23 protein-coding genes are annotated in these 24,364 nt (G+C 65.7%); 9 read left to right on the top strand and 14 right to left on the bottom strand.

Features of this window, described 5'->3' with window-relative positions:
* Positions 1-15 precede the first annotated feature (15 nt).
* Together KF907_RS08735 and KF907_RS08730 are read right to left on the bottom strand one after the other, a co-directional pair.
* Positions 16-783, bottom strand: a complete 768-nt coding sequence (locus KF907_RS08735) for an ABC transporter permease (protein ID WP_291219812.1) — start codon at positions 781-783, stop codon at positions 16-18.
* Entirely contained in the window at positions 783-1,682 is a 900-nt protein-coding gene (locus tag KF907_RS08730) for an ABC transporter ATP-binding protein (protein WP_291219810.1), read from the bottom strand. The genes KF907_RS08735 and KF907_RS08730 overlap by 1 nt, the downstream gene beginning before the upstream one ends.
* 213 nt (positions 1,683-1,895) lie before the next feature.
* Between KF907_RS08730 and rapA the strand changes: the two genes are divergently transcribed.
* The 3 genes from rapA to KF907_RS08715 all read left to right on the top strand — a co-directional run bounded on the left by rapA (position 1,896) and on the right by KF907_RS08715 (position 7,250).
* Positions 1,896-4,736, top strand: a complete 2,841-nt coding sequence (gene rapA / locus KF907_RS08725; RefSeq protein WP_291219809.1) for an RNA polymerase-associated protein RapA — start codon at positions 1,896-1,898, stop codon at positions 4,734-4,736.
* A 412-nt stretch (positions 4,737-5,148) separates the two neighbouring features.
* Positions 5,149-6,006, top strand: coding sequence for a hypothetical protein (locus KF907_RS08720; protein WP_291219808.1), 858 nt, complete (start codon positions 5,149-5,151; stop codon positions 6,004-6,006).
* An 11-nt stretch (positions 6,007-6,017) separates the two neighbouring features.
* The gene (locus tag KF907_RS08715) at positions 6,018-7,250 is read left to right on the top strand and encodes a DUF4785 domain-containing protein (protein ID WP_291219807.1); all 1,233 of its coding nucleotides are present in this window, start codon (positions 6,018-6,020) and stop codon (positions 7,248-7,250) included.
* A 136-nt stretch (positions 7,251-7,386) separates the two neighbouring features.
* On the opposite strand, the gene rimI is transcribed toward KF907_RS08715, so the two are convergent.
* Genes rimI through pssA form a run of 9 tightly spaced genes read right to left on the bottom strand, consistent with a single transcriptional unit; the run spans position 7,387 to position 14,301 of the window.
* Complete coding sequence (gene rimI / locus KF907_RS08710; RefSeq protein WP_291219805.1) at positions 7,387-7,863, bottom strand: ribosomal protein S18-alanine N-acetyltransferase; 477 nt, start codon at positions 7,861-7,863, stop codon at positions 7,387-7,389.
* A gap of 4 nt (positions 7,864-7,867) precedes the next feature.
* Entirely contained in the window at positions 7,868-8,314 is a 447-nt protein-coding gene (locus tag KF907_RS08705; protein ID WP_291219803.1) for a hypothetical protein, read from the bottom strand.
* Complete coding sequence (locus KF907_RS08700; protein ID WP_291219801.1) at positions 8,304-8,921, bottom strand: ABC-type transport auxiliary lipoprotein family protein; 618 nt, start codon at positions 8,919-8,921, stop codon at positions 8,304-8,306. The genes KF907_RS08705 and KF907_RS08700 overlap by 11 nt, the downstream gene beginning before the upstream one ends.
* Positions 8,918-9,844, bottom strand: a complete 927-nt coding sequence (locus tag KF907_RS08695; RefSeq protein ID WP_291219800.1) for an MlaD family protein — start codon at positions 9,842-9,844, stop codon at positions 8,918-8,920. Before KF907_RS08695 ends, KF907_RS08700 begins: the two co-directional genes overlap by 4 nt.
* Before the next feature lie 30 nt (positions 9,845-9,874).
* Complete coding sequence (locus KF907_RS08690) at positions 9,875-10,675, bottom strand: ABC transporter ATP-binding protein (RefSeq protein WP_291219798.1); 801 nt, start codon at positions 10,673-10,675, stop codon at positions 9,875-9,877.
* Positions 10,672-11,469, bottom strand: coding sequence for an MlaE family ABC transporter permease (locus tag KF907_RS08685; protein WP_291219797.1), 798 nt, complete (start codon positions 11,467-11,469; stop codon positions 10,672-10,674). The genes KF907_RS08690 and KF907_RS08685 overlap by 4 nt, the downstream gene beginning before the upstream one ends.
* Positions 11,457-11,810 carry an STAS domain-containing protein gene (locus KF907_RS08680; protein ID WP_291219795.1) on the bottom strand — a complete coding sequence of 118 codons (354 nt, stop codon included), beginning with the start codon at positions 11,808-11,810 and terminating at the stop codon, positions 11,457-11,459. The genes KF907_RS08685 and KF907_RS08680 overlap by 13 nt, the downstream gene beginning before the upstream one ends.
* Positions 11,807-13,504: an ATP-binding SpoIIE family protein phosphatase gene (locus KF907_RS08675; RefSeq protein WP_291219793.1), complete on the bottom strand. Its 1,698-nt coding sequence runs from the start codon at positions 13,502-13,504 to the stop codon at positions 11,807-11,809. The genes KF907_RS08680 and KF907_RS08675 overlap by 4 nt, the downstream gene beginning before the upstream one ends.
* Positions 13,505-13,509: 5 nt before the next feature.
* Positions 13,510-14,301 carry a CDP-diacylglycerol--serine O-phosphatidyltransferase gene (gene pssA / locus KF907_RS08670; protein ID WP_291219791.1) on the bottom strand — a complete coding sequence of 264 codons (792 nt, stop codon included), beginning with the start codon at positions 14,299-14,301 and terminating at the stop codon, positions 13,510-13,512.
* 152 nt (positions 14,302-14,453) lie between these two features.
* Between pssA and KF907_RS08665 the strand changes: the two genes are divergently transcribed.
* Together KF907_RS08665 and KF907_RS08660 are read left to right on the top strand one after the other, a co-directional pair.
* A complete protein-coding gene (locus tag KF907_RS08665) occupies positions 14,454-14,861 on the top strand; it encodes a DUF4124 domain-containing protein (RefSeq protein ID WP_291219789.1) in 408 nt (135 codons plus the stop codon).
* 475 nt (positions 14,862-15,336) lie between these two features.
* Complete coding sequence (locus KF907_RS08660) at positions 15,337-17,034, top strand: proline--tRNA ligase (RefSeq protein WP_291219788.1); 1,698 nt, start codon at positions 15,337-15,339, stop codon at positions 17,032-17,034.
* Between the two features lie 70 nt (positions 17,035-17,104).
* Here the strand turns inward: KF907_RS08660 and KF907_RS08655 are convergent, their stop codons facing one another.
* Positions 17,105-18,187 (bottom strand): hypothetical protein, encoded by a 1,083-nt coding sequence (locus tag KF907_RS08655; protein WP_291219787.1) that lies wholly within the window; start codon positions 18,185-18,187, stop codon positions 17,105-17,107.
* A 173-nt stretch (positions 18,188-18,360) separates the two neighbouring features.
* Here KF907_RS08655 and KF907_RS08650 point away from each other — a divergent pair, with 173 nt between their 5' ends.
* The 4 genes from KF907_RS08650 to KF907_RS08635 all read left to right on the top strand — a co-directional run bounded on the left by KF907_RS08650 (position 18,361) and on the right by KF907_RS08635 (position 21,550).
* Positions 18,361-18,675 (top strand): H-NS histone family protein, encoded by a 315-nt coding sequence (locus tag KF907_RS08650; protein ID WP_291219785.1) that lies wholly within the window; start codon positions 18,361-18,363, stop codon positions 18,673-18,675.
* A gap of 291 nt (positions 18,676-18,966) precedes the next feature.
* Positions 18,967-19,908, top strand: a complete 942-nt coding sequence (locus tag KF907_RS08645) for an NAD-dependent epimerase/dehydratase family protein (protein ID WP_291219784.1) — start codon at positions 18,967-18,969, stop codon at positions 19,906-19,908.
* 251 nt (positions 19,909-20,159) lie between these two features.
* Positions 20,160-21,131, top strand: coding sequence for a glycosyltransferase family 2 protein (locus tag KF907_RS08640; RefSeq protein ID WP_291219783.1), 972 nt, complete (start codon positions 20,160-20,162; stop codon positions 21,129-21,131).
* Positions 21,128-21,550 (top strand): GtrA family protein, encoded by a 423-nt coding sequence (locus KF907_RS08635; protein ID WP_291219781.1) that lies wholly within the window; start codon positions 21,128-21,130, stop codon positions 21,548-21,550. Before KF907_RS08640 ends, KF907_RS08635 begins: the two co-directional genes overlap by 4 nt.
* A 4-nt stretch (positions 21,551-21,554) precedes the next feature.
* Here KF907_RS08635 and KF907_RS08630 read toward each other — a convergent pair whose 3' ends face one another.
* Positions 21,555-22,307: a class I SAM-dependent methyltransferase gene (locus KF907_RS08630; RefSeq protein ID WP_291219779.1), complete on the bottom strand. Its 753-nt coding sequence runs from the start codon at positions 22,305-22,307 to the stop codon at positions 21,555-21,557.
* A gap of 337 nt (positions 22,308-22,644) precedes the next feature.
* Positions 22,645-24,345, bottom strand: a complete 1,701-nt coding sequence (locus tag KF907_RS08625; RefSeq protein ID WP_291219778.1) for a hypothetical protein — start codon at positions 24,343-24,345, stop codon at positions 22,645-22,647.
* Positions 24,346-24,364: the final 19 nt, after the last annotated feature.

Below are 24,364 nucleotides of genomic sequence, written 5' to 3'. Positions count from 1 at the left end.
GGAATCCACAAAAAATCAGCGTGCCGCAGCGAGGCGTCGGCGGGCGAGCATGAAGCAGGTGACGGTGACCACGACGAGCACGCCGAGGTGCAGCCACAGTGCTACGCCGGCATCGCGCTCGACCACCTTCAAGGCGATCTGCGCAAGGTGGTATGACGGCAAGGCTGGAGCGAAACTGCCGATGAACCCCGGCAGCATCGCCAACGGAATCCACAAGCCGGACAGAAAGGCCATCGGCAGGTAGATGAGATTGACCACGGCCGGCGCCGCCGAACCGCCGACGCAGGTGCCGATCAGCAGGCCGATCGCGCAAAACGGCAGCCCGCCGAGCACGTTGACTCCGAACAGGGTCAGCCACTGCCAGGCCGCCAGGTTGACGCCGGCGGCGAATCCACCGATCAGGGCGAGCAGCACCGAGGTGATCGCGGCAAACAGCATGGCCATCGCCATTTTCGCCAGCAGCATGGCACCCGGCGGCATCGGCAACGCGCGCCGGTACTCGAGCTGGCCATTCTCGCGCTCGATCGCGATGGTCACGCCGAAACCGAACAGCGCCGAGCCCATGATGCCGAACACGCCGTACGTGGCCAGCAGGTAGCGCGCGATTTCGCCGCCGCTGCGGCCACCGGCCAGCAACACGCCGAACAGCACGTAGAAGATCAGCGGAAACAACAGGCTCGGCAGGGCGAACGAGGGCGTGCGCCAAAGGCGGATGAATTCGTACTTCGCTTCGAGCAGGTAGCTGCGCGCACTCGAGTGCGCGGGGAACGTGGCGATGTCCATCAGGCGGCCTCGCGGGTCAGTTCGATGAAGGCCTCGGCGAGGCCGGCACGTTGCACTTCGAGTTCGGCGAGCGCGGCATCCTCGGCGAGCAGGCGACGCACGACGCCTTCGGCGCCGTCGGCGACGATATCGAGTCGACCACCCTCCACGCTGACGCTGCGTACGCCGGGCCAGCGCGAGACGTCGGCGACCGCGAGCGTCGACTGACAGCGGATGCGGCGTTGGGCGACGTGTGCGCGCACTTCGGTGACGCTGCCGCTGGCGACGACCTGACCGCGGTTGAGCACAACCACGCGATCGGCCAACGCCTCGGCTTCCTCGAGGTAATGTGTGGTCAGCAGTACTCCGCAGCCGTCGGCGACCAGCTCGCGGATCGCTTTCCACAGGCCCTGGCGCGCCTCGATGTCGAGGCCGGTGGTCGGCTCGTCGAGGAAGAGCAGGCGCGGCCGGCCGCACAGCGCCAAGGCAAACTGCACACGCCGCTGCTGGCCGCCGGAAAGCTTGCCGTAGCGACGTCCGAGCAGGCCGTCGAGACCGGCCAGGGCGACGCAGTCGGCAACGCTGCGCGGCTGCGGGTAGTAGCTGCGCGTCAGGTCGAGCAGTTCTCCGACCTTCAACGTCTCGGCCAGGCCGGCCGACTGCAGCATCAGGCCGACACCACGGCGCGCAGCCAGCTCATGCGGAGATGCCCCGAACAGGCGCACGCTGCCGGCGTCGGCATCGAGCAGACCGAGCAGCAGGCCGATCGCGGTGGTCTTGCCGGCGCCGTTCGGTCCGAGCAGGGCCAGTAGTTCGCCGGCATGCACGGCGAGATCGATGCCGTCGAGCGCGACCTGCGCAGCGTAGCGCTTGCGCACACCGGCGAGCTCGGCCAACAGCGGGGCGGATGGAATCGTCATCGACAACCTCCTTTCGACGACGCCATCGTCGACGCACACGCACCGCTCCGGCAGTCGCGGCGATCAGGCATCGTGCATGACAGGTGTCAGGTGGTGGCCGAAACCACTTCACGGAACCCCGAGGGGTGATCGAGGCGATCGCTCCGCACCGCCGCTATGCCGCACGGCAGCAACGAGGGATAATCCGCGGCCCTGCGATGCGACGCTCGTGCAATGACCCCCGTCCCCGGACAACGCTTTCTTTCCAATGCCGAACCCGAGCTCGGGCTCGGTACGCTGGTGCGCATCGAGGGCCGCAGCGTGCAGGTGTTGTTCGCCACCGCCGGCGTGCTGCGCCGATACGCCGCACACAGTGCGCCGATCGCGCGCGCCGAGTTCCGGCCGGGCCAAAAGATCACCGGCAAAGGGATGAGCTTCGTCGTCGAGCGCGTCGGCGAGTGCGATGGCCTGCTCGTCTACCACGGTGACGGCAAGACGCTCAGCGAAGCCGAACTCGACGACAACCAGGCCATGTCGCGCGCCGATGAGCGCCTGATCGCCGGCCGCGTCGACCGCGCCGATCGTTTCGACTTCCGCCTCGAAGCGCTGCTGCGCCGCGCGCAAGCACTGCGTTCGCCGGCCTGGGGACTCGAATCGGCACGCATCGACCTCGTCGACCATCAGCTGTGCGTCGCCGGCACGGCGTCGGCACGGCGTCCGTTGCGCGTGCTGCTGGCCGACGAAGTCGGCCTCGGCAAGACCATCGAAGCCGGCATGATCCTGGCCCGCCTGATTGCCACCGGCCGTGTCGGTCGCGTGCTCGTGCTGCTGCCGGAAAGCCTCGTGCACCAGTGGTTCGTCGAACTGCTGCGTCGCTTCAACCTCGCCTTTGCGCTGTTCGACGAGGAGCGCTGCGAGGCGATCGAGACCAGCGACCCGGGCCGCAACCCGTTCCAGGACGAGCAACTTGTGATCGCCAGCGTCGGCTTCCTCGGTACGCAGGCGAAGCGTGCGACGCAGGCGATCGAGGCAGGCTGGGATCTGGTCATCGCCGACGAGGCGCATCACCTGGCGTGGACACCGGAAGCGGCGAGCCCCGAATACCGCATCGTCGAGGCGCTCGCCGCGCGCACACCGAACCTTGTCCTGCTGACCGCCACGCCCGAGCAGCTCGGCCGCAGTGGTCACTTCGCACGCCTGCGCCTGCTCGATCCGGCGCGTTACCACGACCTCGACGCCTACGTCGCCGAGGCCGAAGGCTTTGCCGCACTGTCGGACGTCGCCAGCCGCCTGCACGAAGGCAGCGCGCTCGATGCCGATGACCGCGCCGTGCTCGCTGCGCGCCTCGGCGACGATCCTGGCCTCGCCACCCTGCTCGACGATGCGTCGCCAGCCGCACGCGGGCGCCTGCTCGATGCGCTGATCGACCGCCACGGTACCGGCCGCGTGATGTTCCGCAACCGCCGCGCCCAGGTCGGTGGGTTCCCGAAGCGTGTGCCGCAACTGACCACCCTCGACGGCAACGAGCTCGACGACGCGCAGCGCCAACGCTTGCTCGCCGAGTTCCATGCCGATGTGCAGCCGCGGCCGACCGATATCGAGGCGAGCTACGCCGACGATCCGCGCCTGCCGTGGCTGCTCGCGCTGATGGAACGCACCGGCCAGGACAAGCTGCTGCTGATCTGCCGCACCCAGGCCAAGGTGCTCGCCCTCGAAGATGCGCTGCGCACGCGCAGCGGGGCCAAGGTCGCGCGCTTCCACGAGGGCATGAACCTCGTTCAGCGCGACCGCAACGCGGCCTGGTTCGCCGAGGCCGATGGCGCGCGCCTGCTGTTGTGCTCGGAGATCGGCTCCGAGGGCCGCAATTTCCAGTTCGCGCGCCACCTCGTGCTATGGGATCTGCCACTCGATCCCGACCTGCTCGAACAACGCATCGGCCGCCTCGACCGCATCGGCCAGAAACACGACATCCTGATCCACGCCTGCGCGTTCTCGGGCACAGCCCAGCACGCCTTGCAGCGCTGGTACGCACAGGGTCTCGACGCCTTCCGCGCCAGCCCGTCCGACGGCCGCGAACTGGTCAAGCGCTACGGCATGCGGGTGATCGAACTGGCCGAGCAGCACGCCCACGGCGGCGAAGCGGCGGATGCCGAACTCGACGCCCTGATCGGCGAGACGCGCGCCACCCACGAGGAACTCTCGACCCTGGTGGATCGCGGCCGCGACCGCCTGCTCGAACTCGCCGGAACGCGCCAGGCCGATGCCGGCGCGCTGCGCCGCGCGCTGGTCGAAGCCGACGCCTTCGTCGCTGGCGACGATTTCATCCTGCGCCTGTTCGAGCAGTTCGGCATCGACAACGAGGAAACCGGCGCGCGCAGCGTCGTGCTCGATCCCGAGTACCTGAGCACCGACGGGTTTCCCGGCCTCAAGGATGGTCCCCAGCAGGTCACCTTCGATCGTGCGGTCGCACTTTCGCGCGAGGATCTGCCACTTCTGCGCCTCGATCACCCGATGGTCAGCGGCGCGCTCGACCTGCTGCTGGAAGGCGAGCATGGCAACGCCTCGTTCCTCGTCGACGACAGCCTGCCACCACGCAGTGCCCTGCTCGAATGCGTGTTCGTGCTGGCCTGCGTGGCCGACCGCGCCCTCGGCGTCGAGCGCTGGCTGCCGCCGCTGCCGATCCGCCTGGTCGTCGACACGCGCCTGCTGCCGCGCCACGACTACGCGCCGGCCAGCGACGTCGTGCAACGTGCCGCCGAGCGCGAAGTCGACGTGGCGAAATACCGCCCGGTACTGGCCAAACTGGTCAAGCCGATGCTTGCGCATGCCGAAACGCTGGCGCGCGAGCGCACCCAGATCGAGATCGGCACTGCGCTGGGCAATGCCGAGCGCACCCTCGGTGCCGAACGCGAACGGCTCATCGCCCTCGCCCGGGTCAACCCGGCCGTACGTGCCGAGGAGATCGAGGCGCTCGATACCGAACTCGATGCACTGCGCACCGCCATCCCGCACGCCACGCCGCGGCTCGACGCACTGCGATTCATCTGCAGCGTGGATTTCCTCGGCTTGCGCTGAGTGCGTCCGGGAAGAGCATCGCCCCTGATAGGGCTCCTGCGGGAGCTCCTGCGACGCACATCTTTTGCGTAGGAGCCCGTTCACGGGCGATCCACCCGCCATGCCGCACCGCACGACCCGTCCGGCGTGCACTTTCCGCCGGCTTTTCCCATGCGGCTCCGCGGGCATGCCCATCTACATGCCGCACCGCCACATCCCGCTCGAACACGAGACTGAAACAAACGTTTGACCCGAGTCCACTTTGGGACTAGTTTCGCCGCGCGCATGGTGATTCCGGGGAGGGGATCGTCCGCCGTGCCGCAACGGGGAATCTCCGCTGTGCCACCTGCTCCGCCGGCCCGGATGCCGACGAACGCGCGTGGGCAGCCCAACCGCGGTCGCGCTCGCACGCGGACCGCACCGGGAGGGAAGCATGTTCCGCTACGTCTTCGCCTTGCTGTTCGCGCTGGGCCTGTCCAGTGCACACGCCGCCCACAGCGGCACCGGCGTCGCCTTCGTCCACGGCACCGGTTCGCAGACCAATGCCTACAACGACTACTGGCAGCCGACCATCATCAACACGGTGCGCCAGGGCCTGACCAACCAGGCCAACTACACCGTCATCAATTGCGATTTCACGAAGTACATGTGGGACAGCCGCGCCGCCGGCTGCCTGGCCACGCAACTGACCAGCTTCATCAACAGCCGCGGCATCACCGACCTCGTCGTCATTACGCATTCCAACGGCGGCAACGTGATGCGCTGGATCATGTCGAACCCGACCTACGACAGCCGCTATCCGAACATCATCAGCAAGATCCGCTGGGTCAACGCGTTGGCACCTTCGAGTGCCGGCACGCCGCTCGCCGATGCAGTGATCGCCGGCAACGTCTTCGAGTCCGCTCTCGGCTGGCTGCTCGGCTACAAGAACGATGCCGTGCGCATGCAGCAGGTGAGCTGGATGGCGCAGTACAACCAGAACAATCTCTACGGCACCAGTGGTCGCCCGAGTCTGCCGAAGGGCTTCTGGAGCGTGGTCGGCACTGACGTCGCTTCCGGAGTGTTCAGCTCCAACGCCTATTGCGGTGGCTACACACAGAGCGTCGGCCTGGAGATCACGCAGAACTGGCTGGCCAGCTGCTCGGACGGCTTCCTCAACTGCAGCAGCCAGCAGGCCGCGGGTTCGCTGTGGTTCCGCGATACCACGCGCACCGGCGGCAAGGTGCTCAACCACAACCAGAGCCGGCGCGACTGCTTCGGCCTGCATAACATCCTGCGCGCGGACCTGTGAGGAGAGCCCCGATGAACAACCGAAAGATCACCGTGATCGCTGCCCTCCTGCTCGCCATGCCACTTGCCGCCGCCGCGCAGAACCGCCTGCTGCCGGCCAGCCCGGACGACCAGGTGCCGACCCGTCTTCAGGCGATGACCAGCGCACGAAGCGTCGCCGCCACGCTCGACCGCGCACCGGCCGCGATGGCCTGGGCGCTCGCACCCGATGCTGCGCTCGATGCGCGACCGCAGGTGCACATTGCCGAGAGCCGCGAATACTGGATCGATGCCAGCGCCGATGACCTCAAGCGCGGCCTCGTGCTGTCGACCACGGCCAAGGGTGCGTTGGTGCGCCTGAGTCCGCATGGCGGCGACGCCACCATGGCGATCGCCCCGGCCGACATCAGCGTGCGCGCGAACGGCCAGCTCCATGCCGGCAAGGACGCGCTGCGCAGCGTCGCCAATGCCGACGAACTCGCCGCGGCCGGCATGGATGCGCCGGGCGGTACGCTCGTGTTCAAGCTGGCCGACGAGGTTGGCGCCGGTCGCATCGAACTCGTCGCCGCGAACGCGCGCAGCGCCTTTCTCGTGCACGTGTTCGAGCCAAACAGCGAGGTCGTCCTCGCCCTGTCCGCCGAGCGCGACAACGTGCTGGCCGGCGAAACGATCCGCTTCCGTGCCCATATGCAGGGCGGGGGCTCGATCGACCAGCTCGCCGGCAGCGTGCGCGCACCCGGCGGCGAGGCGATGGACGTGAGCTTCACGCGGCAGGCCGACGGCAGTTTCGTCGCCCTTGCCAAACCCGACGCTGCCTTCGCCGGCCAGCAAGGCCTGTGGGAACTGCACGTGTTCGGCCAGGCACGCAAGGACAGCCTCGACGTGCAGCGTGACGCACGCACCGCCTTCGGCGTCGCCGTCGCCTCGGCTCGCTTCGACGGCAGCATCGAACAGGTGAGGAGGAGCGCACGCACGAACAACGGCCTCACCCTGCGCCTTGGCGTGGAAGTCGCCGATGCAAGCCGCTACCAGATCGCCGGCGTGCTCTACGCGACCGATGCCGGCGGCCGCCTGAAGCCGGCCGCGATCGCACACGCCGCAGCATGGCTCGATGCCGGCGTCGGTACGATCGAGCTCGGCTTTGACGCGAACACGCTTGCGGCGAGCGGTCTGCGCGCGCCGTACGAACTGCGCGACCTGCGCCTGATCAATCAGGCCGACATGAGCCTCGTCGAACGCCGCGAGCGCGCCGCAGCGCTGCGTTGATCCACCCTCCCCCGGCCCTGCCATGCAGGGCCGGGGGAATACCCTCGAATCCGGCTCCATCCATTCCTGCAGGAGTCCCTTCAGGGGCGATGCTTTTGCGTTTCGTCGCAACGCCCCATCGCGCGCAGACGGGCTCCTACCCCACCCCCAGCAACTCCATCGCCATCACGATCGCATCCTCTCGACCACCGCGCGCGGGGTAGTAGTTCGGGCGACGGCCGATCTCGTTGAACCCGGCGCGTTCGTAGAGTGCGATCGCAGTCGGGTTGCTCGGACGTACTTCTAGGAAGACACGTTCGGCATGGTGCCAACGCGCCAGGTCGAGCATGCGCGCAAGGATGCGTCGGCCATGGCCATGTCGCTGTTCGGTCGGCGCCACGCAAAGGTTCAACAGATGCGCCTCGCCGGCAGCGACCGAAAGCACGCCATATCCGATGAGGCGCTGCCCTTGGGCGAGCACCCAGCAGTCATAGCCAGCAGCAAGGCAGTCGCGGAAGATGCCGATGGTCCACGGAAACGGATAGGCCGAACGCTCGATGCGCGCGACGTCGTCCAGGTCGTCGGCGCGCATCACGCGGAGGATTGCGGCAGGTTCCTTGAGGTTCGCGGCCATGCCATCACCTGCGAGCAACCAAGGTCCGCGCAAGGCGCTTGATCTCGCCCCACAGTGCACGCTTCGGCGCGGCGCCGCGAGCCAATGCGGCCGGCTCGCCACTGATGACCCATTCCAGTTCGGCATGGCGCGGCGCCGGCAGGCCGGCACCGAGCGCACGCGCGCACGCCTCGCCGAGCACGACGACAGCGGCCACGCTGCGATCACCGACAAGATCGACGTCCTCGCCGTCGAGCACGCGCAAGCCGGCCGCGCGCAGGGCGAGCAGCACATGGCTACGCAGGCGCCCGCCTGCATCGCGCGGACAGACGAAAACCACGCCGGCCGTGTTCGCCGTTGGCGCGCCCGAAGGCGGTGCGGCATCGACGATCGTCGCGGCGGACGACGCGCGCGGCAGGTACACCTCGACGCCCATTTCCGCCAGCAGGCGCAGGCTGTAGTCATCGAGCACGGCCAGCCTCCGGATGGGCGATGAGGTCGGCATGGAACTCTGCGAAAACGGCATCGACCGCTGTCGCCAGCGCATCGGTGGTGGCGACGAGATGCGCCCCGTCGGCGACGACGTCGGCGCGGTAGACCTCGTCGATGAATGGCGTGCCGTCCGCGCGGTCGGCGCGCAGCTTCAGGGCGACGGCGGCCAGCCAACCGCCCCCCGGTCGCGGCACGCGCTCGAAACGCAGGATCACGCCACTGATGCGCAGGGCGTCCTGGCTGGCGGCAAGCTGGTCGATCACCATCGGCGCAATCGCCGCCTCGCGCAGTTCCACCAGCAGGCGCCGTTGCAGCATGCGGGTCGGCGGATCGGTCCACAACTGGTAGTGGTACTGGCGCAATTCACGCGCCTCCGCATCGACGGCATGGATCAGTGCGCGATCGGCATACAGGCCATCGGCGGCGAACAAGCCGACGACGATCGGTATGTCGAACACCTGCTCGGCGCTGACCGGCAGCACAGCCGGCGCCGGCATGCGGAAGAAACTGTGGTCGGGCACCTCGGCGACATGACCGCAAGCGGCCACGCCGAAGGCCAACGAAGCAAGCAGGATCACGCGTTTCATCGCCCCTCCCCGTCGAGGTCGTCGGGTTTGGGCGAACGCAGCAACTGGCCGGGATTGCGCCTGATCTCGCGGCTGAACTCGTCGAGGTTGCGCGTCGCCGATTCGAGATGATGGGTGATCACTTCCATGCGGCTGGACAGGCTGGCCATGACGGTGGCGAGATCGGTGGTCGCGTTGCGCATGCTGCCGCGATTCTCGGCGGCGATGTCGGCAAGCGTGCCGACCGTCGCGTCGAGCAGCTTGCGCGTTTCGCGCAACTCGGCGGTCAAGCCCTGTGCATTGCCGAGGATGCCGGCGACGGCGGCCCGGTTTTGCGGCTTGAGCAGGTCATCAAGCGCACCAGAGGCATCGTTGAGACGGGCGAGCAGGGTATTGGCCTGGGCCAGGATGTCTGGCGCGGCGCTGTCGAGCGTGCCAGTGATCGAGTCGACCCGCTGCGAAAGCAGGGTCACCAGCGGGTTCAGCTTGTCACGCGTCAGCATGTTGATCTGACCGGCCAACTCACCGACCGCGGCGAACACGTCTGCATTTTCGGCTCCGGTCAGTTCACCGCCGGCGGCCAGCATCTCGCGACTGCCGCCTTCTCGAATGCCGATCGACATGTCGGCGAGCAAGCCGCTGGATGTCAGGTGGGCGACGCTGTCCTTCGGGATTGCCCAGTCCCTGCGCACGGCGAGGATGACACGGTAGCGCGTGCCTTCGGCATTGCGCTCGGGCACGACTTCGGTCACCTGCCCTATGCGGAAGCCCTGGTAGAACACCGGCGCGCCGTAGCGCAGGCCGGTCACGTTGCGATAGCGAACGACGTAGTCGCTGCTCGCCCCACCCCGGCCGGTGATCAGGGCCAGGCCGACCAGCAGCAGGACAAGTCCGGCCACGACGACCGCGCCAACCAGCACGTAATTGACCGTATCGCGTTTCACCGTGCGCCTCCCCCGGTGCGTCGCATCATTCTACCCATCCTCGCGGGTCAACCGCCGCAGGTACTCGTCGGCGTCGACCTGCACTTCGCGCGGGCGCCGGTTGAGCAGGTCCTGGATGCGCTCGTTGTCAGCGGCGCGCACGTCACCCACGCTGCCGGTCATCAGCACATTGCCGTGATCGAGCACGGTGATCGTATCGGCGATCTTGAAGGCGCTTTCGAGTTCGTGGGTGACCACGACGATGGTCATGCGCAGCGCGTCGCGCAGGCGCAGGATCAGCTCGTCGAGTTCTGCCGAAACCACCGGGTCGAGGCCAGCGGACGGCTCATCGAAGAATAGCAGGCGTGGATCCATGACGATTGCCCGCGCGAGTGCAGCACGCTTGATCATGCCGCCGGAAAGCTGCGCCGGCATCAGGTCCTGGAAGCCGCCGAGATTGACCACCTCGAGCTTGAGTCGGCTCATGATGCGGATCGTCGATTCATCGAGGTCCGTGTGCTCGCGCAGCGGCAGGGCGACGTTCTCGCCGACCGTGAGCGAAGTCAGCAACGCACCACCCTGGAACGACACGCCGATGCGCTTGCGCACGTCGAGCTTTTCGCGCTCGCTGGCGTGTGCGATGTCCTTGCCGAACAGCTTGACGGTGCCGGATACCGGCCGATTCAGGCCGAGCATGTGACGCAGCAGGGTGCTCTTGCCGGAGCCGGACCCGCCCATGATCACGCGGATCTCGCCGGGCTCGACGCGAAAATCCACACCATTGAGGATGCGGCGCCGACCGTACCAGGCCTCGAGCCCCTCGACCTCGATCAGCGGCGTCGCGGCGTTCATCGATTGAGGAAAAAGCTGAAGATCATGTCGGCGACGATGATCCAGCAGATCGCGAGGACCACGGCGCGCGTTGTCGCGCGACCGACGCCTTCGGCACCGCCGGTGACCGAGAAACCCGTGCCGACGCCGATCAAGGTGATCAGGATGGCGAAAACGAGGCTCTTGGCCAGCCCCTGGCCGACGTCGCCCGGATCGAGCAGGTTCATCGTCTGCAGCAGGTAGGCCGTCGGGGTGATGTCGAGCGCAGGCGCGCTGTACAGTGCGGCACCGAAGATCGCCACGGCATCGGCGAACACGGTCAGCACCGGCAACATGACCAGCATCGCGATCAGGGCGGGAGCGACCAGGTAGCGCACCGGCTCGATGCCGATCACGGCGAGCGCGTCGATTTCCTGCGACACGTTCATCGAGCCGATGCGTGCCGCCAGTGCCGAGCCGGAGCGGCCGGCCACGAGAATCGCCGTGATCAACGCTCCGAACTCGCGTGTGACCGACTTGGCCACGGCAATGACCACCTGCGACTGCGCGCCGAACTCGCCGAGCGCGGCGATGAACTGGATGCCGAGCATGATGCCGACCGTGAAGGCCAGCAGGCTGACGATCGCCAAGGCGTCGACGCCGATCTGGCGCATCTGTTCCAGCACCGCCCGCCAGCGCACCGGCTGGCCGATGCGCCAGCCAGCCACGGTGAACCACAGCGACTCGAACAGCAGGCTCGCCGCATAACCCATGCCGGCGAGCGCGCCAAGGGTGGCGCGACCGACCTGGGCGAGGGCGCCGGTCAGGGTTTCCATGCCGGCGCAGCGGTCACGGCAGGGATCGCGCCAACTTCATCGACCAGCGGGAACACGCGATCCAGGCGTGCCAGTTCGAGCACCGAGCGCACCGCATCGCTGACCGCGACGAGGGCGAAACCGCGGCCCTGCGTGCGCGCCTGCTGAAAGCCTTCGACCAGGGCGGCGATGCCCGAGGAATCGATGTAGCCGACCTCAGCGAGATCGACGCCGACACGCGAACTCGAGGTGAGCGCATCGAGCACGGCCTTGCGCACCTGCTGCGACCACGACAGGTCAACCTCACCGCGCAGGCGAATCAGCGTGGTTCCGTCTGCACTCTCCTGCTCGATCGCGTTCATTCGTGGTCTTCCTCCGTGGCTGGAGCCAACTCGATGCGCTTGCGCATGACGAGGCGGTTGCCGCAGCCGCCGGGGCGCGAGCAAAGCTGCCACTCATCCATCACCGAGTCGATCAGGGCGACGCCGAATCCACCGGTGCGCATCTCGCCAAGCGGCTTGGGTTTCACGCAGCAGGGATCGACCACCGGCGCCGAATCGAGCAGGCGGAACTCGAGCTGACTGCCATCGCTGCGCACGCGCAGGTCGATCTCGCCGGCGCCGCAACCGGCGTAGGCGTGGCGGATGATATTGCAGCAGGCTTCGTCGACAGCGAGGACGAGACGATCGCGCAGTCCGGATTCCACGCCGGCGCCATCGAGTGCGGCGCGCAGTGCCGCACGCAGTTCGCGCATCGCCTCGGGCTGTGCCGGGAAGCGGCGCGCGAGCAACACCTCGTGACCACGCGTCGAGGGATGCTCGACCACCAGCAGGGTAGTGTCGTCGACCAGGTGCATGCGCTTGAGTTCACCAAGCATGGCGCGCAGGCGCGGGCCGCCCGACGAACCGGCGTGGCGCGTGATCAGCGCACGCACGCCTTCCGCACCGATCGTGCGGCGCTCGGCGTCGCGCACGTCGGTGACACCATCGGAGAAGCAATACAGGGCGCCGTCGCCGAGGTCGAGCGCGTGTGACTCGAAGTCGACGCCGGGCAGGATGCCTAGCGGCGGACCACCCGAGGCATACTCGGTGAAACCGCCGTCGCGGTGCAGCAAGGCCGGCGGAAAACCGGCTGCGCAGAAATGCACTGCACCGCCGTCGCGCCCGCACTGGCCGACCAGGGCGCAGACGAAGCGGCCATCGAGCGCGGTGCGGCAGAGGTCGTCGTTGGCGCGCGCCAGCCATTCGGCCGGCGGAGTGCCGTCCTGGCCGATCCAGCGCAACAGCGAGGCCGCACGCACCATCAGCAGGGCGGCGTCGAGTCCCTTGCCGGATACATCGCCGATGACGAAGCCGACGCGGCCGTCAGGCAGGTCGAAGTAGTCGTAGAAGTCACCCGAGATCTCGTGTGCCGGCAGGTTGACGCCGAGCACCGGGAAGGCATCGCGCCGCCGCTTCGGCAGCAGCGATTTCTGCAGCCGACGGGCCAGGTCGAACTCGCGCTTGAGGCGTGTCTGCTCGACCAGCGCATGGGCCATGCGCGCGTTGTTGATTGCCAGTGCGGTCGGCGCGGCGACGAGGCGCAGGATCTCGGCATCGCCTGCAACGAAAGCGCTGCCGTCACGCTTGTTGAGGACCTCAAGCGCGCCGATCGGCCCCTTCGCCGTTGCCAACGGCACGCAAACCAGGCTGCGTGTGACGAAACCGGTGGCTTCGTCGCTGGCGCGATCGAGGCGTGCGTCCTGTTGCGCGTTGGTCGAGATCAGGGTGGTGTTGTCGGCAACCGAGCGCCCGACCACGCCCTGCCCGACGGCGATGCGCATGCCGGTCAAGTCGACCGGCCCGTAGCAAACCCGACATTCGAGGGTGATGCCGTCGTCATCCAGCAGGAACAACGACGCCGCCTCGGCCTCCATGAAGGCGGCGATGCGCGTCACTGCCTCATCGATGGTCTGGCGCAGGTCCAGCGAAACCGCCAGCGCCTGGGAAAGATCGGCGAGGAAGGCGAACGCACGCGCCTCAGTGACACAGGCCGCGTGGTCGGACGGGGCCGACAAGGCGTTCATTCGGCACCACGCTCGCCACGTTGGGCGCGCTGGACACGCGTGCGGCGCAGGCCCCACAGCGTCATCACCGGGCCGGACAGCACGTACAGTACCGCAATGCCAAACAGCACACGTGGCGGATCGACCGCCAGGGCGACGATGACCAGCAGTGCGATCGGGCCGACGATGAACGGCACGCGATCCGAGCGCGGCCAGGCCTTGAAGCTGAAGTAGCGCACGTTGCTGACCATCAGCAGACCGGCGCTGATGGCGATGACCGGCGTGACGAACTGCACGTCGATACCGGACCAGCGCTCGAACTTCTCGACCGTCCACACGAACGACATGCACAGCACCGCCGCGGCCGGGCTGGCCAGGCCCTGGAAGTAGCGTTTGTCGACCACACCGACCTGGGTGTTGAAGCGGGCCAGGCGCAACGCCGCGCAGGCCGCGTAGATGAAGGCCGCTGCCCAGCCGACCTTGCCCCACAACGAGCCATAGGCCGCCAGCGACGACAGCGACCAGGTGTACATGACCAGAGCCGGGGCAACACCGAAGCTGACCAGGTCGGACAACGAGTCGTACTGCACGCCGAAATCGCTCTGCGTGCCGGTCAGGCGCGCCACGCGGCCATCGAGGCCGTCGAGTATTCCGGCGACGAACACCGCCAGCGCGGCCTCGCTGTAGCGCCCACCGATGGAGGCGATGATCGCGTAGAAACCGGCGAACATCGCCCCGGTCGTGAACAGGTTCGGCAACAGGTAGATGCCTCGCGGCCGCTTGCGCTCGCTGGATGGGGCGTCTTCCACGCTGGATACCTTCCGAGAGGGTGCCCCGAGTTTAGCCGATGACTGCGATTTGCCACGCAATTGCTTGTCAGGAAAGGCCGCTAGTGTTATCCAGTGCGCCCAGAATCGGGTGCGAACCGCCCCCGGCTTGCGCCGCCCTCTGGAGCCCTGTCATGAAGCCTTCGATTTCCGTCCTGGTTCTGTTGCTGGCCGTCGCCGGCCCGCTGGCCGCCCAGCAGGTCTATACCTGGACCGACGCCAATGGCGTCAAGCATTTCTCCGACGAACCGCCGCCGCCGAACGTGAAGGACACCAAGAAGGTCGTCGTGCGTGGCGGCGTGACCAGCACCGAGGACGCCAACAAGGTTGCCGAGAAGGAAACCACGGGCAAGGGGCCGAGCATGGCCGCTGCCGCCGGCTACTCGCCCGAGGACATCAAGCGCAACTGCGCGACGGCGCGGCGCAACCTCGATGTCCTGCAGCAAAGCAAGCCGGGTGCCGATGCCGAGGTCGAGGTCCAGGTGGAGCACCAGGAACGCATCGGCAAGGCACAACAGCAGATCGCGCTGTTCTGCGGTTGAGGGCCGTCCGGTCTGGAGTGCTTCGTGTCGGGCGGTCGTTGGAGGAGTGGTTCCCAAGCGCTGCAAGCGAGGCCATCCCCATGAAGACTCTGCCGGGACGGCTGCCCCGAAACGCGCCCCCCTGAAATCGACGCGATCTCGAAGGTGTGCACGAGGGATGCTTTGATCAATCCCGCAATGGCCTCGTGACATCCGCAAGGTTCGCAGCGGGGTGGGCGTGGCGAAGTGCAGGCGGGTTGCCTGGGCGAGTCGCGCACGGCGCGCTGCGGGCCTTGCGCATGTCACCCCGTCATTGGGAATCAGGAGGTTGGGGCCGTCCTGTGCGGGCGCAGCTCAGCCTTGCGCCGGCTCGACAGACGGCCAGTCTGCCTTCGCCGTCGCGCCTTGATCTGCGTCCGCACAGGACGGTTACGCCGTTGTGGGAATGATCGAAACATCCCTAGAATCCGCGGTCCATTGAAAGGATCGCCCCCGAATGCGCCTGTCTCGCTTCCACCTCGCCACCGTCAAGGAAGTCCCCGCCGACGCCGAGATCGCCAGCCACCAGCTGATGCTGCGCGCCGGCATGATCCGCAAGCTCGCCGCCGGCATCTACACCTGGTCGCCGCTCGGCCTGCGCGTGCTGCAGCGGGTCGAGAACGTCGTGCGCGAGGAAATGAACCGCGCCGGTGCGCTCGAACTGCTGATGCCGTCGATCCAGCCGCGCGAGCTGTGGGAAGAAACAGGACGCTGGGAGAAGTTCGGCGGCCAGCTGCTCAAGATCAGCGACCGCAAGGAAGCCGAGTACTGCTATGGCCCGACCCACGAGGAAGTCATCACCGACTTCGCGCGCCAGGAACTCAAGTCGTACAAGCAACTCCCGGTCAATTTCTACCAGATCCAGACCAAGTTCCGCGACGAGATCCGCCCGCGTTTCGGCGTCATGCGTGCACGCGAGTTCCTGATGAAGGACGCCTACTCGTTTCATGTTGGCCTCGACTGCCTGCAGCGCGAGTACCGCAACATGTACGACACCTATGCGCGCATCTTCACGCGCCTGGGCCTGCGTTTCCGCGCTGTCGACGCCGATACAGGCGCGATCGGCGGCAGCGCCTCGCACGAGTTCCAGGTGCTGGCCGATTCCGGTGAGGACGCGATCGCGTTCTCCGATGCCTCGGACTACGCGGCCAACATCGAGAAGGCCGAGGCGCTCGCGCCGGCCATTGCGCGCCCTGCCCCGGCAGCGACGCTCGAGAGCGTCGACACACCGAACCAGCGCACGATCGACGAAATCAGCGCCTTCCTCGGCGTGCCCGCGGAGCGCTGCATCAAGACCATCCTCGTGCGCGGTACCGAAGGCCTGGTTGCCCTTTGCCTGCGCGGCGACCACGAGGTCAACGAGGTAAAGGCTGCGCGCCTCGATGAGCTGCCCGGCGAGTTCGTGCTCGCCGACGAAGCCGAGATCGTGCGCATGACCGGCTGCAAGCCGGGCTTCATCGGTCCAGCCGGCCTGCCTGAATCGATCCCGGTCATCGTCGACCGCTCGGCCGCCGTCGTCGCCGACTTCGTCTGCGGTGCGAATGCCGAAGACAAGCATCTGCGTGGCGCGAACTGGGAACGCGATGCGCGCATGACCCGTGTTGCCGACCTGCGCAAGGTCGTCGCCGGCGACCCCTCGCCCGATGGCAAGGGCACGCTGTCGCTTGCGCGCGGCATCGAAGTCGGCCACGTGTTCCAGCTAGGGCAGAAATACGCCGAAGCGCTCGGCGCAACCGTGCTCGACGACCAAGGCAAGGCCCGCGTCATGCACATGGGTTGCTACGGCATCGGTGTCAGCCGGATCGTCGCCGCTGCGATCGAGCAGAACCATGACGAAGCCGGCATCCTCTGGCCAGAGCCAATGGCGCCCTGGCGGGTCATCATCTGCCCGATCAACATGGCCGCCAGCGAACGTGTGCGCGAGGAAGCGGAACGCCTGCTCGAAGATCTCTCCGCGCGGGGTATCGACGTCGCCCTTGATGACCGCGGCCTGCGCCCAGGCCCGATGTTTGCCGACGCCGAATTGATCGGCATCCCGCACCGCGTCGTCATTGGCGAACGCGGCCTGGCCACCGGCACATACGAGTACCGCCGCCGCGGCGAAACCGAGAACCGTTCGCTGACGCGCGATGAGGTGCTCGCGCTGTTCGATTGACGCCGTCTCGGATCGCCCGTGAACGGGTTCCTACGAAGGCAGGAGCCCGTTCACGGGCGATGCTTTGGCATCACCCCTTGCGCCCGACCAGCCCACGCAACTTGCCCATCGCATCACCGAGCCTGCTGAACTTTCCGGTCACGCTGTATTCGCGCTTGAGCATGGCGATTTCTTCGGCTTGACGCGCGGCGATCTGAGATTCCCAGTGCCGCCGCACCTGCTGCTCCTGCACGCGCGCCTTCAGCGCATTGCGGAAGTCATCCGGCAAAGCCTCGCGCATCAGCGTATTCGGCTCGCGCAGGAGATAGCGGCCGATCTCATCGTAGAACGCCTCGTCGAGCCGCTCCGGCGGAAACAGCTTCACTGCCGAGCCGAGATCCTCGAAGTTGGTGAAGGTGATTCGCAACTGTCCGCTGGACGTGTCGGATTGGAAGCGTGCCTCGAGCGGAATGCGCCCCTTGGCCTTGAACGTGGCCGATGTCATCTCGCCGGAACCATCCTTCTGCGCCGCGAGCGGCCCACCGAGGCGATGACGCTGGAACAGGGCCGCCACCGCCCGCACGCGCGTAGTGCCTTCGACCTGCACGCTGGGGCACTCAGACGGCGCCACCACGCAACCGAACGACAGCACGATCTCGCGTGACGAGGGCTGGCGATCTTCGCGCAAGTCGAATTCGTGGTCGACATAGCCGACGACATCGCCATAACCCGCCAGCGTGTGGCGCATGCCGATTTTCGGCCGCAGTTCCTTCAACTTCGCGGTGAACTCGCGCAACCACGCGAACAACGCCACCATCGCCGGCTCGACCACGGTGCGATAAGCCGCCTCGCGCTCGGCCTTGCGCGCCGCCGCTTCCTCATCGTCGTTGCGCCGCTTCTGCGCCTCGTTCTCGAGATCGTCGAGCAAACCCATGGTGTATCCCCCTGAAACGCCGCGCCCGGGCCAACTGCACGAGATGCAACTGCGAAACGATAGTACGGGGATGCGAAACCGCGCAAGCAATCCTCCAGTTGGACTGCGATCGCGACTTTTGTGGGAGCGGCTGACCAGCTGTTCGGCTTTTGAAAAGCGCTTCGGCCGTTGAAAACCAGCCGCGATTCGAGGAACCGGGGCAAGGCGGCACGGCATGCCCGCAGCTCCGACCACCAGCATCGCCGGGTGTCGTCATTCCCATCCACCATGCGCCGACATTCGACGAGCTAAATGTGCATTCGATGAAGGGCGGCGAACCTGAACCGGATTATCCGGGTTTATTTCCACAGCCCGGAATGACAGAATGCGCCGGCCGGACAATATCCGTCCGCACGCAATGACAGGAATAATCCATGGCAATCGATATCAAGACCCTGAACCACAACCAGCTCAACGACCTCATTCAGCGCGCCAAACAGCGCCAAACCGACCTCGCCGGAGAGCGGCTCGTCAAGGTCCGCAACAAGGTCCACGCCCTTCTCAAGGCGGAAGGTTTCACCTTCGATGAAGTATTCGGCAAGTCGCGCAAGCCGCGCTCCAAGGTCAAGCCGAAATATCGCAACCCGGCCAACAAGACCGAAACCTGGACCGGCCGCGGCAAGCGCCCACGCTGGTTCTCCGCCGCCCTCGCGGCGGGGAAGAAGGAAAAGGATCTTTTGATCGGTTGATCGGCAACCGCAGGGAAGTCGTGCCGGCCCCTGTCCGTCACGGCTTCCGGCATGCGATCAGGGCAGTGCAGCATCTTTCGATTGTGTACAGGGGGCCTGCATGCGATGTCGGGGCCTTCCCCCGGGCGCAGACTCCCCACTGATTCGAACTGCTCTCGTGCACCGCGCACGCCTCGCGCAGATGGTGGGGACGTGACAGAACACGAGTGCACGGCCCGCATAGCGCTGCGATTTGCTCATTCCTGTGTCGTACCGGGCATGCATGACCTCGACCAGCGAAGCCTCCTCCCCATGAAACCGACCGAGAATACCTTGGTCCTGGGATCAGCCGGGTTCATCGGCTCCGCGATCACCCGTCATCTTTGCAGGAATGGGGCGACCATCTTCGCACTCGGGCGCTCTGAGAACGAATCGCGCGAGAATGGCGTGGTCCGCATAAGAGGTTCGATAGAGGATTCCGGCCTTCTTCGCGAAGTCCTGCGCGAATGCAGGCATATTGTGTACTCGGCAAGCATCACGACACCCGGGACATCCGCGAACGAACCGTCGCTCGAGATACTCGGGAATCTGCTTCCGCTATCCAGACTCCTGGAGTGTGCAACCGAGTTCCCGGCTCGGCACCTGGTCTATCTTTCCTCTGGCGGAACTGTATACGGCGATGGCGCACGAGGCGCGAACGAATCGACGCCGCTGCGTCCCAGATCGTACTACGGCGCAGGAAAAGTCGCGGCAGAGGCGCTGTTGCATGCGTGCTCACGCACGACAAGCTGGACGACCACCATTCTCCGGCCAACCAATCCTTATGGACCCGGTCAAAACAAGACCAAGGGCTTTGCGATCGTCCCCACCCTCTTCCAGCGCGCGCTTGACGCAAGTACCTTCCAGATTTGGGGCGATGGATCGAGCGTGCGCGATTTCCTTTACATAGACGACCTGGCATCCGCCGTTGCCGCCGTTTTCGCCGCCCCCCGTCGCGGCGTGCACGACGTCTTCAATGTTTCCAGCGGAGAAGTCTTGTCCATCAACGAACTGGTCGAAATGTGTAAACTTGTCAGTAGGCGGGGCATCCAGACCGAGTACCTTCCACCTCGCGGAATCGATGTTCCGCATGTCTCTCCTACACATGCGGCGCTCACGTCCGCAACTGGTTGGACCCCGCGCATTTCGCTACGCGATGGACTGACGCAGACTTGGGACTGGATACTCCGAAATGCTGGAGAGCAAAGGCTGTGAACCGCCCCGTGCATCGACAGTTGTCCACTATTCGATGGAGAATCCTCGGCACATGACCGTGCTGGACGTCCCCGACTCCGGCGATACTGTGCTTACGTAGAGCATCTCGACACCTGATGCGAAAAGCCCGGAGGCGTTGGGTCTCAGTATCGATGCAAGGCAACTTGGCATCATGCTGTACAGCATCCGATTCGAGTAGCGTCATTCCTGCCACTCTGATCGAGCCTCACCGTTTTCCATACCGAGTCCCCATGAAGAATCCGTCAGAGTCCAACGCCTTGGACGCATCCATTGTCGTTCCTGTCTACGGCGGGACATGCGCGCTGCCCGAGTTGCGCCAACGCGTCGCGGCGGCGATGGTTGCCGCCGGAAAAACCTTCGAGTTGATCCTCGTCGACGACCGCGGCCAGGTCGAAGCCTGGCCGGCCATCCGCGCGCTAGCCGACGAGTTTCCCGAAGTGGTCGGCGTCCGCTTGTCCCGCAACTTCGGCCAGCATGCGGCGACGATCTGCGGCATCGAGCAGGCGCGCGGCGCCTGGATCGTGACGATGGACGACGATCTGGAACATCCGCCCGAAGCGATTGCCGACTTGCTCGCCGCCGGCAGCGAGGAGATACCGCTCGTTTACGGCGTGTTCGCGAAGCGCACCCATGCTGGCTATCGCAACCTCAGTTCGGAGCTGATGCGCCGCACGCTCAAGCGCGCATTCCCTGACCTCAACGAGGACTACTCCTCGTTCCGCGCGATCCACGCCCCGCTGGCGCGCGAATTGCCGCGCTTCCGCCTGAGCAAGCCCTATGTCGACGGGATGCTGTCTTGGCTGACGTCATCGGTGCACACGGTCGAGGTTGCGCACGGCACGCGCGAGCATGGCGAAAGCACCTACACCCTGCGCAAGCTCGTCTCGCACGCGGTCAACATCTTCGTGACATTCTCTCTGCTGCCCTTGCGCCTCGCCAGCTACGGCGGTGCGGCGCTCGCACTGGCCAGCTTCGGCTACCTGATGTATGTCGTGCACGCCTGGTTCACCGGGTCCATTACGAACCCCGGCTACACGTCGCTGATGTCGGTGATCCTGTTCGCCTGCGGCGTCCAGTTGCTGATCCTCGGCGTGGTCGGCGAGTACGTGGGCCGGCTCATGGGCGCCGCCTATCGCAAGCCGGTCTACCTCGTCGAAAGCCGCACGCGGCAGACTGCGGCTCGCTCGCTGCCACCGGCATGAATCCGGATCACGAACGGGCCGATTCACCCTCGCCGCAGTCACGCCCACTGCACCGCATCGTCAGCGAGTTCCTGCGCTTTCTCGTCATGGGTGGCGCAAACACGATCGTCGCCTATGCGATCTACCTGTTGCTGCTCAACTGGATGCGCTACGAACTCGCCTACACGATCGGCTATGCAGTCGGCATCGCCATGGCCTACGTGCTGAGTTCGACGTTCGTGTTCCGCCAACCGTTCAAGCGCCGCTCAGCGCTCCGCTTCCCGTTCGTCTACATCGCACAATTCCTGGTCAGCTTCGTCCTGCTGCGGATTGCAGTCGAATGGATCGGCCTGCCCGAATGGGTCGCCCTCGGCTTCGCCGTAGTCGCGACGATTCCGGTCACGTTCGCGCTGTCGCGCTGGATCCTGCGCGCGGGCTGAGCTCTCAACCAGGCTTGCGCGCGCAGACGACGTACTGCGCCCCGAGCGGAAGCCAGCCAAGGAAACCATCGACCCGTCGCGCCCACGCCGCGTCGACCGGCGTGAAGAACAGGTAACGCGTCTCGGCGATCTCGAACCCCGCCTCGCGGAGCAGGGCCTTGGTTTGACCGGCACGCAGCAGGACCGCGTCGTGATCGAACGGACAACGCCAGACCGCCACGCGCGTCAGGGGATTGATCGGGTTGTGCTCGTAGACGGCAAACAAGCCACCGGGACGCGTGACGCGATACGCCTCGGCCACGAAGTGCCGCCATTGTGCAGGCGGGACGTGGTGCATGACGCAGACAGTCGAGCAGACATCAAAGCTCGCGTCGGCAAACGGCAAGCGGTCGTTGCGCTGCACCTCGTAGTTGACTTGCGGATGTGCCGACGATGCATCGCGGACCGCATCCTCGGACACATCGACACCGGAAAGACGGGCAACCTTCCCGTGCAGCATGGGATGCATGACGCCCACGCCACAACCGATATCGAGGCATTCGGCACGAGACGCCGGCATCCGCGCCACGCGATCGATCAGCTTGACCAGGTCCTCGACCTTGCCACGCGTGAACATGTCCATATCCACTCCGGCGAAGCCGATCGAGGCATTGACGTCGTCACGGTAACGATCCGGGTAGGCGTCGCTGGCCCAGCGATTGCCTTTGCTCGAAGGTGAAGCGTGTTCGCCATCGCGAAGGCGACGATTGTTCGGCATAGACCCCAACCTCTCTTGTGAACCGCCCCGCCTTTTCCGGAGGCTCTCTCCTTTGAGAGGATGGAGCCATGAAGAAGAAGCAAGAGAGCAGTTTGAAGAACTCACCCAGCACCACCCATGCGATCGAAGTTCGAGTTTCCACACGTAGCGGCCTCACCGCACAGGGCGGCGAACGGAGTCATGAACGCGGGCGACACCTGATTCTTGATGCCGGCGGGTGTTTTCTGCCTGTTTCTCCCGCCTTTTCATGCGATTCCTGCCGCTATCCGGTGCTTCGTCATCAACCGCCGCAGGTTGTGGGTGAGGTTGATCAGCCCTACGCACACCGCCGTCCGCGTCAGTCCCGTGCAGTACAGAAGCCTACCGCGCCGGAACCGGTCCTTTGTGACATGGGCCGCCCCTGATCGCAGCCGAGTATGTTGTGGTCATAGACGAAGATCTTGTGAAACGGAGCCTCGACGACGCGACTCGGTGCACCCAGCGATGCCCGCATCCCACGCAGGGTTTCCTCGCTTCCTTCGGTCGCATCAAGGACAAGAAAAGTCTCGCCACGCCAACTGGATGGGTCGTACCATGCCTTCTGCACCATAAAAGGGAACGGTCGAACCTGCCCATCTGCCAAGATGACGGGATTCACCCTGACCTCCCCTTCCGACGCGACGGTCGTGGCGCCCGCATTCCACCATGTCGCATAGCCCCACTTGAGCCCTTCCAGTTTGAGCGTATCTGCGAGTTGCATGTGTGCTGATGGATTGATGTGCCAGAAATCGGAGATGGGTTGGTTTGCATGAAAGACGAAACGCTGCATCGATGTCTGGCTCACCACCAGACAGACGATGACTATCGCGACCTGGAATGCCCGGTCATTTCGAGACGGCGCGTATGCTACGCGCACCGCAGCCAGTGCGAGCAGGATGAACAGCGGCACGATGAAGTACCGCATCGTCGACACGTCAACCGCAAGCGGTGCCAGGAAAACGTATAGCGCGAGAATCGGCAGGAAGGCCGCCAGAAAGGCGTACGTCAAAGCGCGGCGGAATGGATCCTGCTGCCGACGGACGGTCAGCGTCTCGTGTACGGCCACCCAGGTAAGCCACAGGGCAAGCAACAAGCGCCCCCATTCCATAACCACGGCGAAGTAGCCGGACTCCAGGCCGACTCGATTCGGACCAAACCCAAGCAGGGGAAACCAGCCTTCCAGGAACAGTCGGGCATGCATTGCAACGGAACCCCATCCCGCCCAGTGCAGTCCCGACGCGCTGTGCAATGTCTCCACACGCCCCGAATACGTCAGCCAGGCGTATCCTGCTGCGGAAGTGACAAAGCCCAGGCCGAGCGCAATGGACGAAGAGCCATCCCCGACGCCGAAACGATGCAGCCAGTGCTTTGCCAAACCACCTGGATTGGTGCCATTCGACAAAGCGAGTGCCCGGTCAAACGCGTACAGGGGCAGGACGAACATGATGACCGTACGCGCGGGGTTGGCGAAACAGATGATGGCGACCAGCAGAAACAGGGCGATGCCGCACCAACGGGACGCATTTCTATCCGGTCGGGCCCGCCATGATTTCCATATCAAAGCAGCCCCAACGAAGAAGCCTGCCGGCCACCAAAGGTAGGTCGTCTGCTGATATATCGCGTGCGCGCAGTACCAGGACAATCCGGACAGGCAGACCGCCGTGGCAGCCGCCAGGATCGAGACATCGTGTATCCGCTGCTGGAGGAACCAGACGAACGCCAACAACATCACGACGATGGCGAAGACACCCACGATGGCGTGTGCATGGAACCCGTTCGGAATCCACGAAAGCAGTGGCGCCAGGAGGATGGCGCCAGACGGCACCATCAGGTCGCCGTTGTTCGTGATCCATCCACGCGGCAGCAGGGTGCCCTGCTCCCACATGGCTTCAGCAAGCATGTTCAGAACCGCGTCATCGCTCTGGAAATGCGGCTTGTAGAAATGCACGGCGTACAGGATCTGTGCCACGAAAGCACATGCGGCCGCCAGCCACGTCGCCGCACGCTCGACCATGGCCATGGTCGACAGGGGCGACGCG

The sequence above is a fragment of the Dokdonella sp. genome, from assembly GCF_019634775.1.
Lineage (GTDB): Bacteria > Pseudomonadota > Gammaproteobacteria > Xanthomonadales > Rhodanobacteraceae > Dokdonella.
The sequence above is the reverse complement of the archived record's forward strand: the minus strand, read 5'-3'. Positions and strand labels throughout refer to the sequence as shown.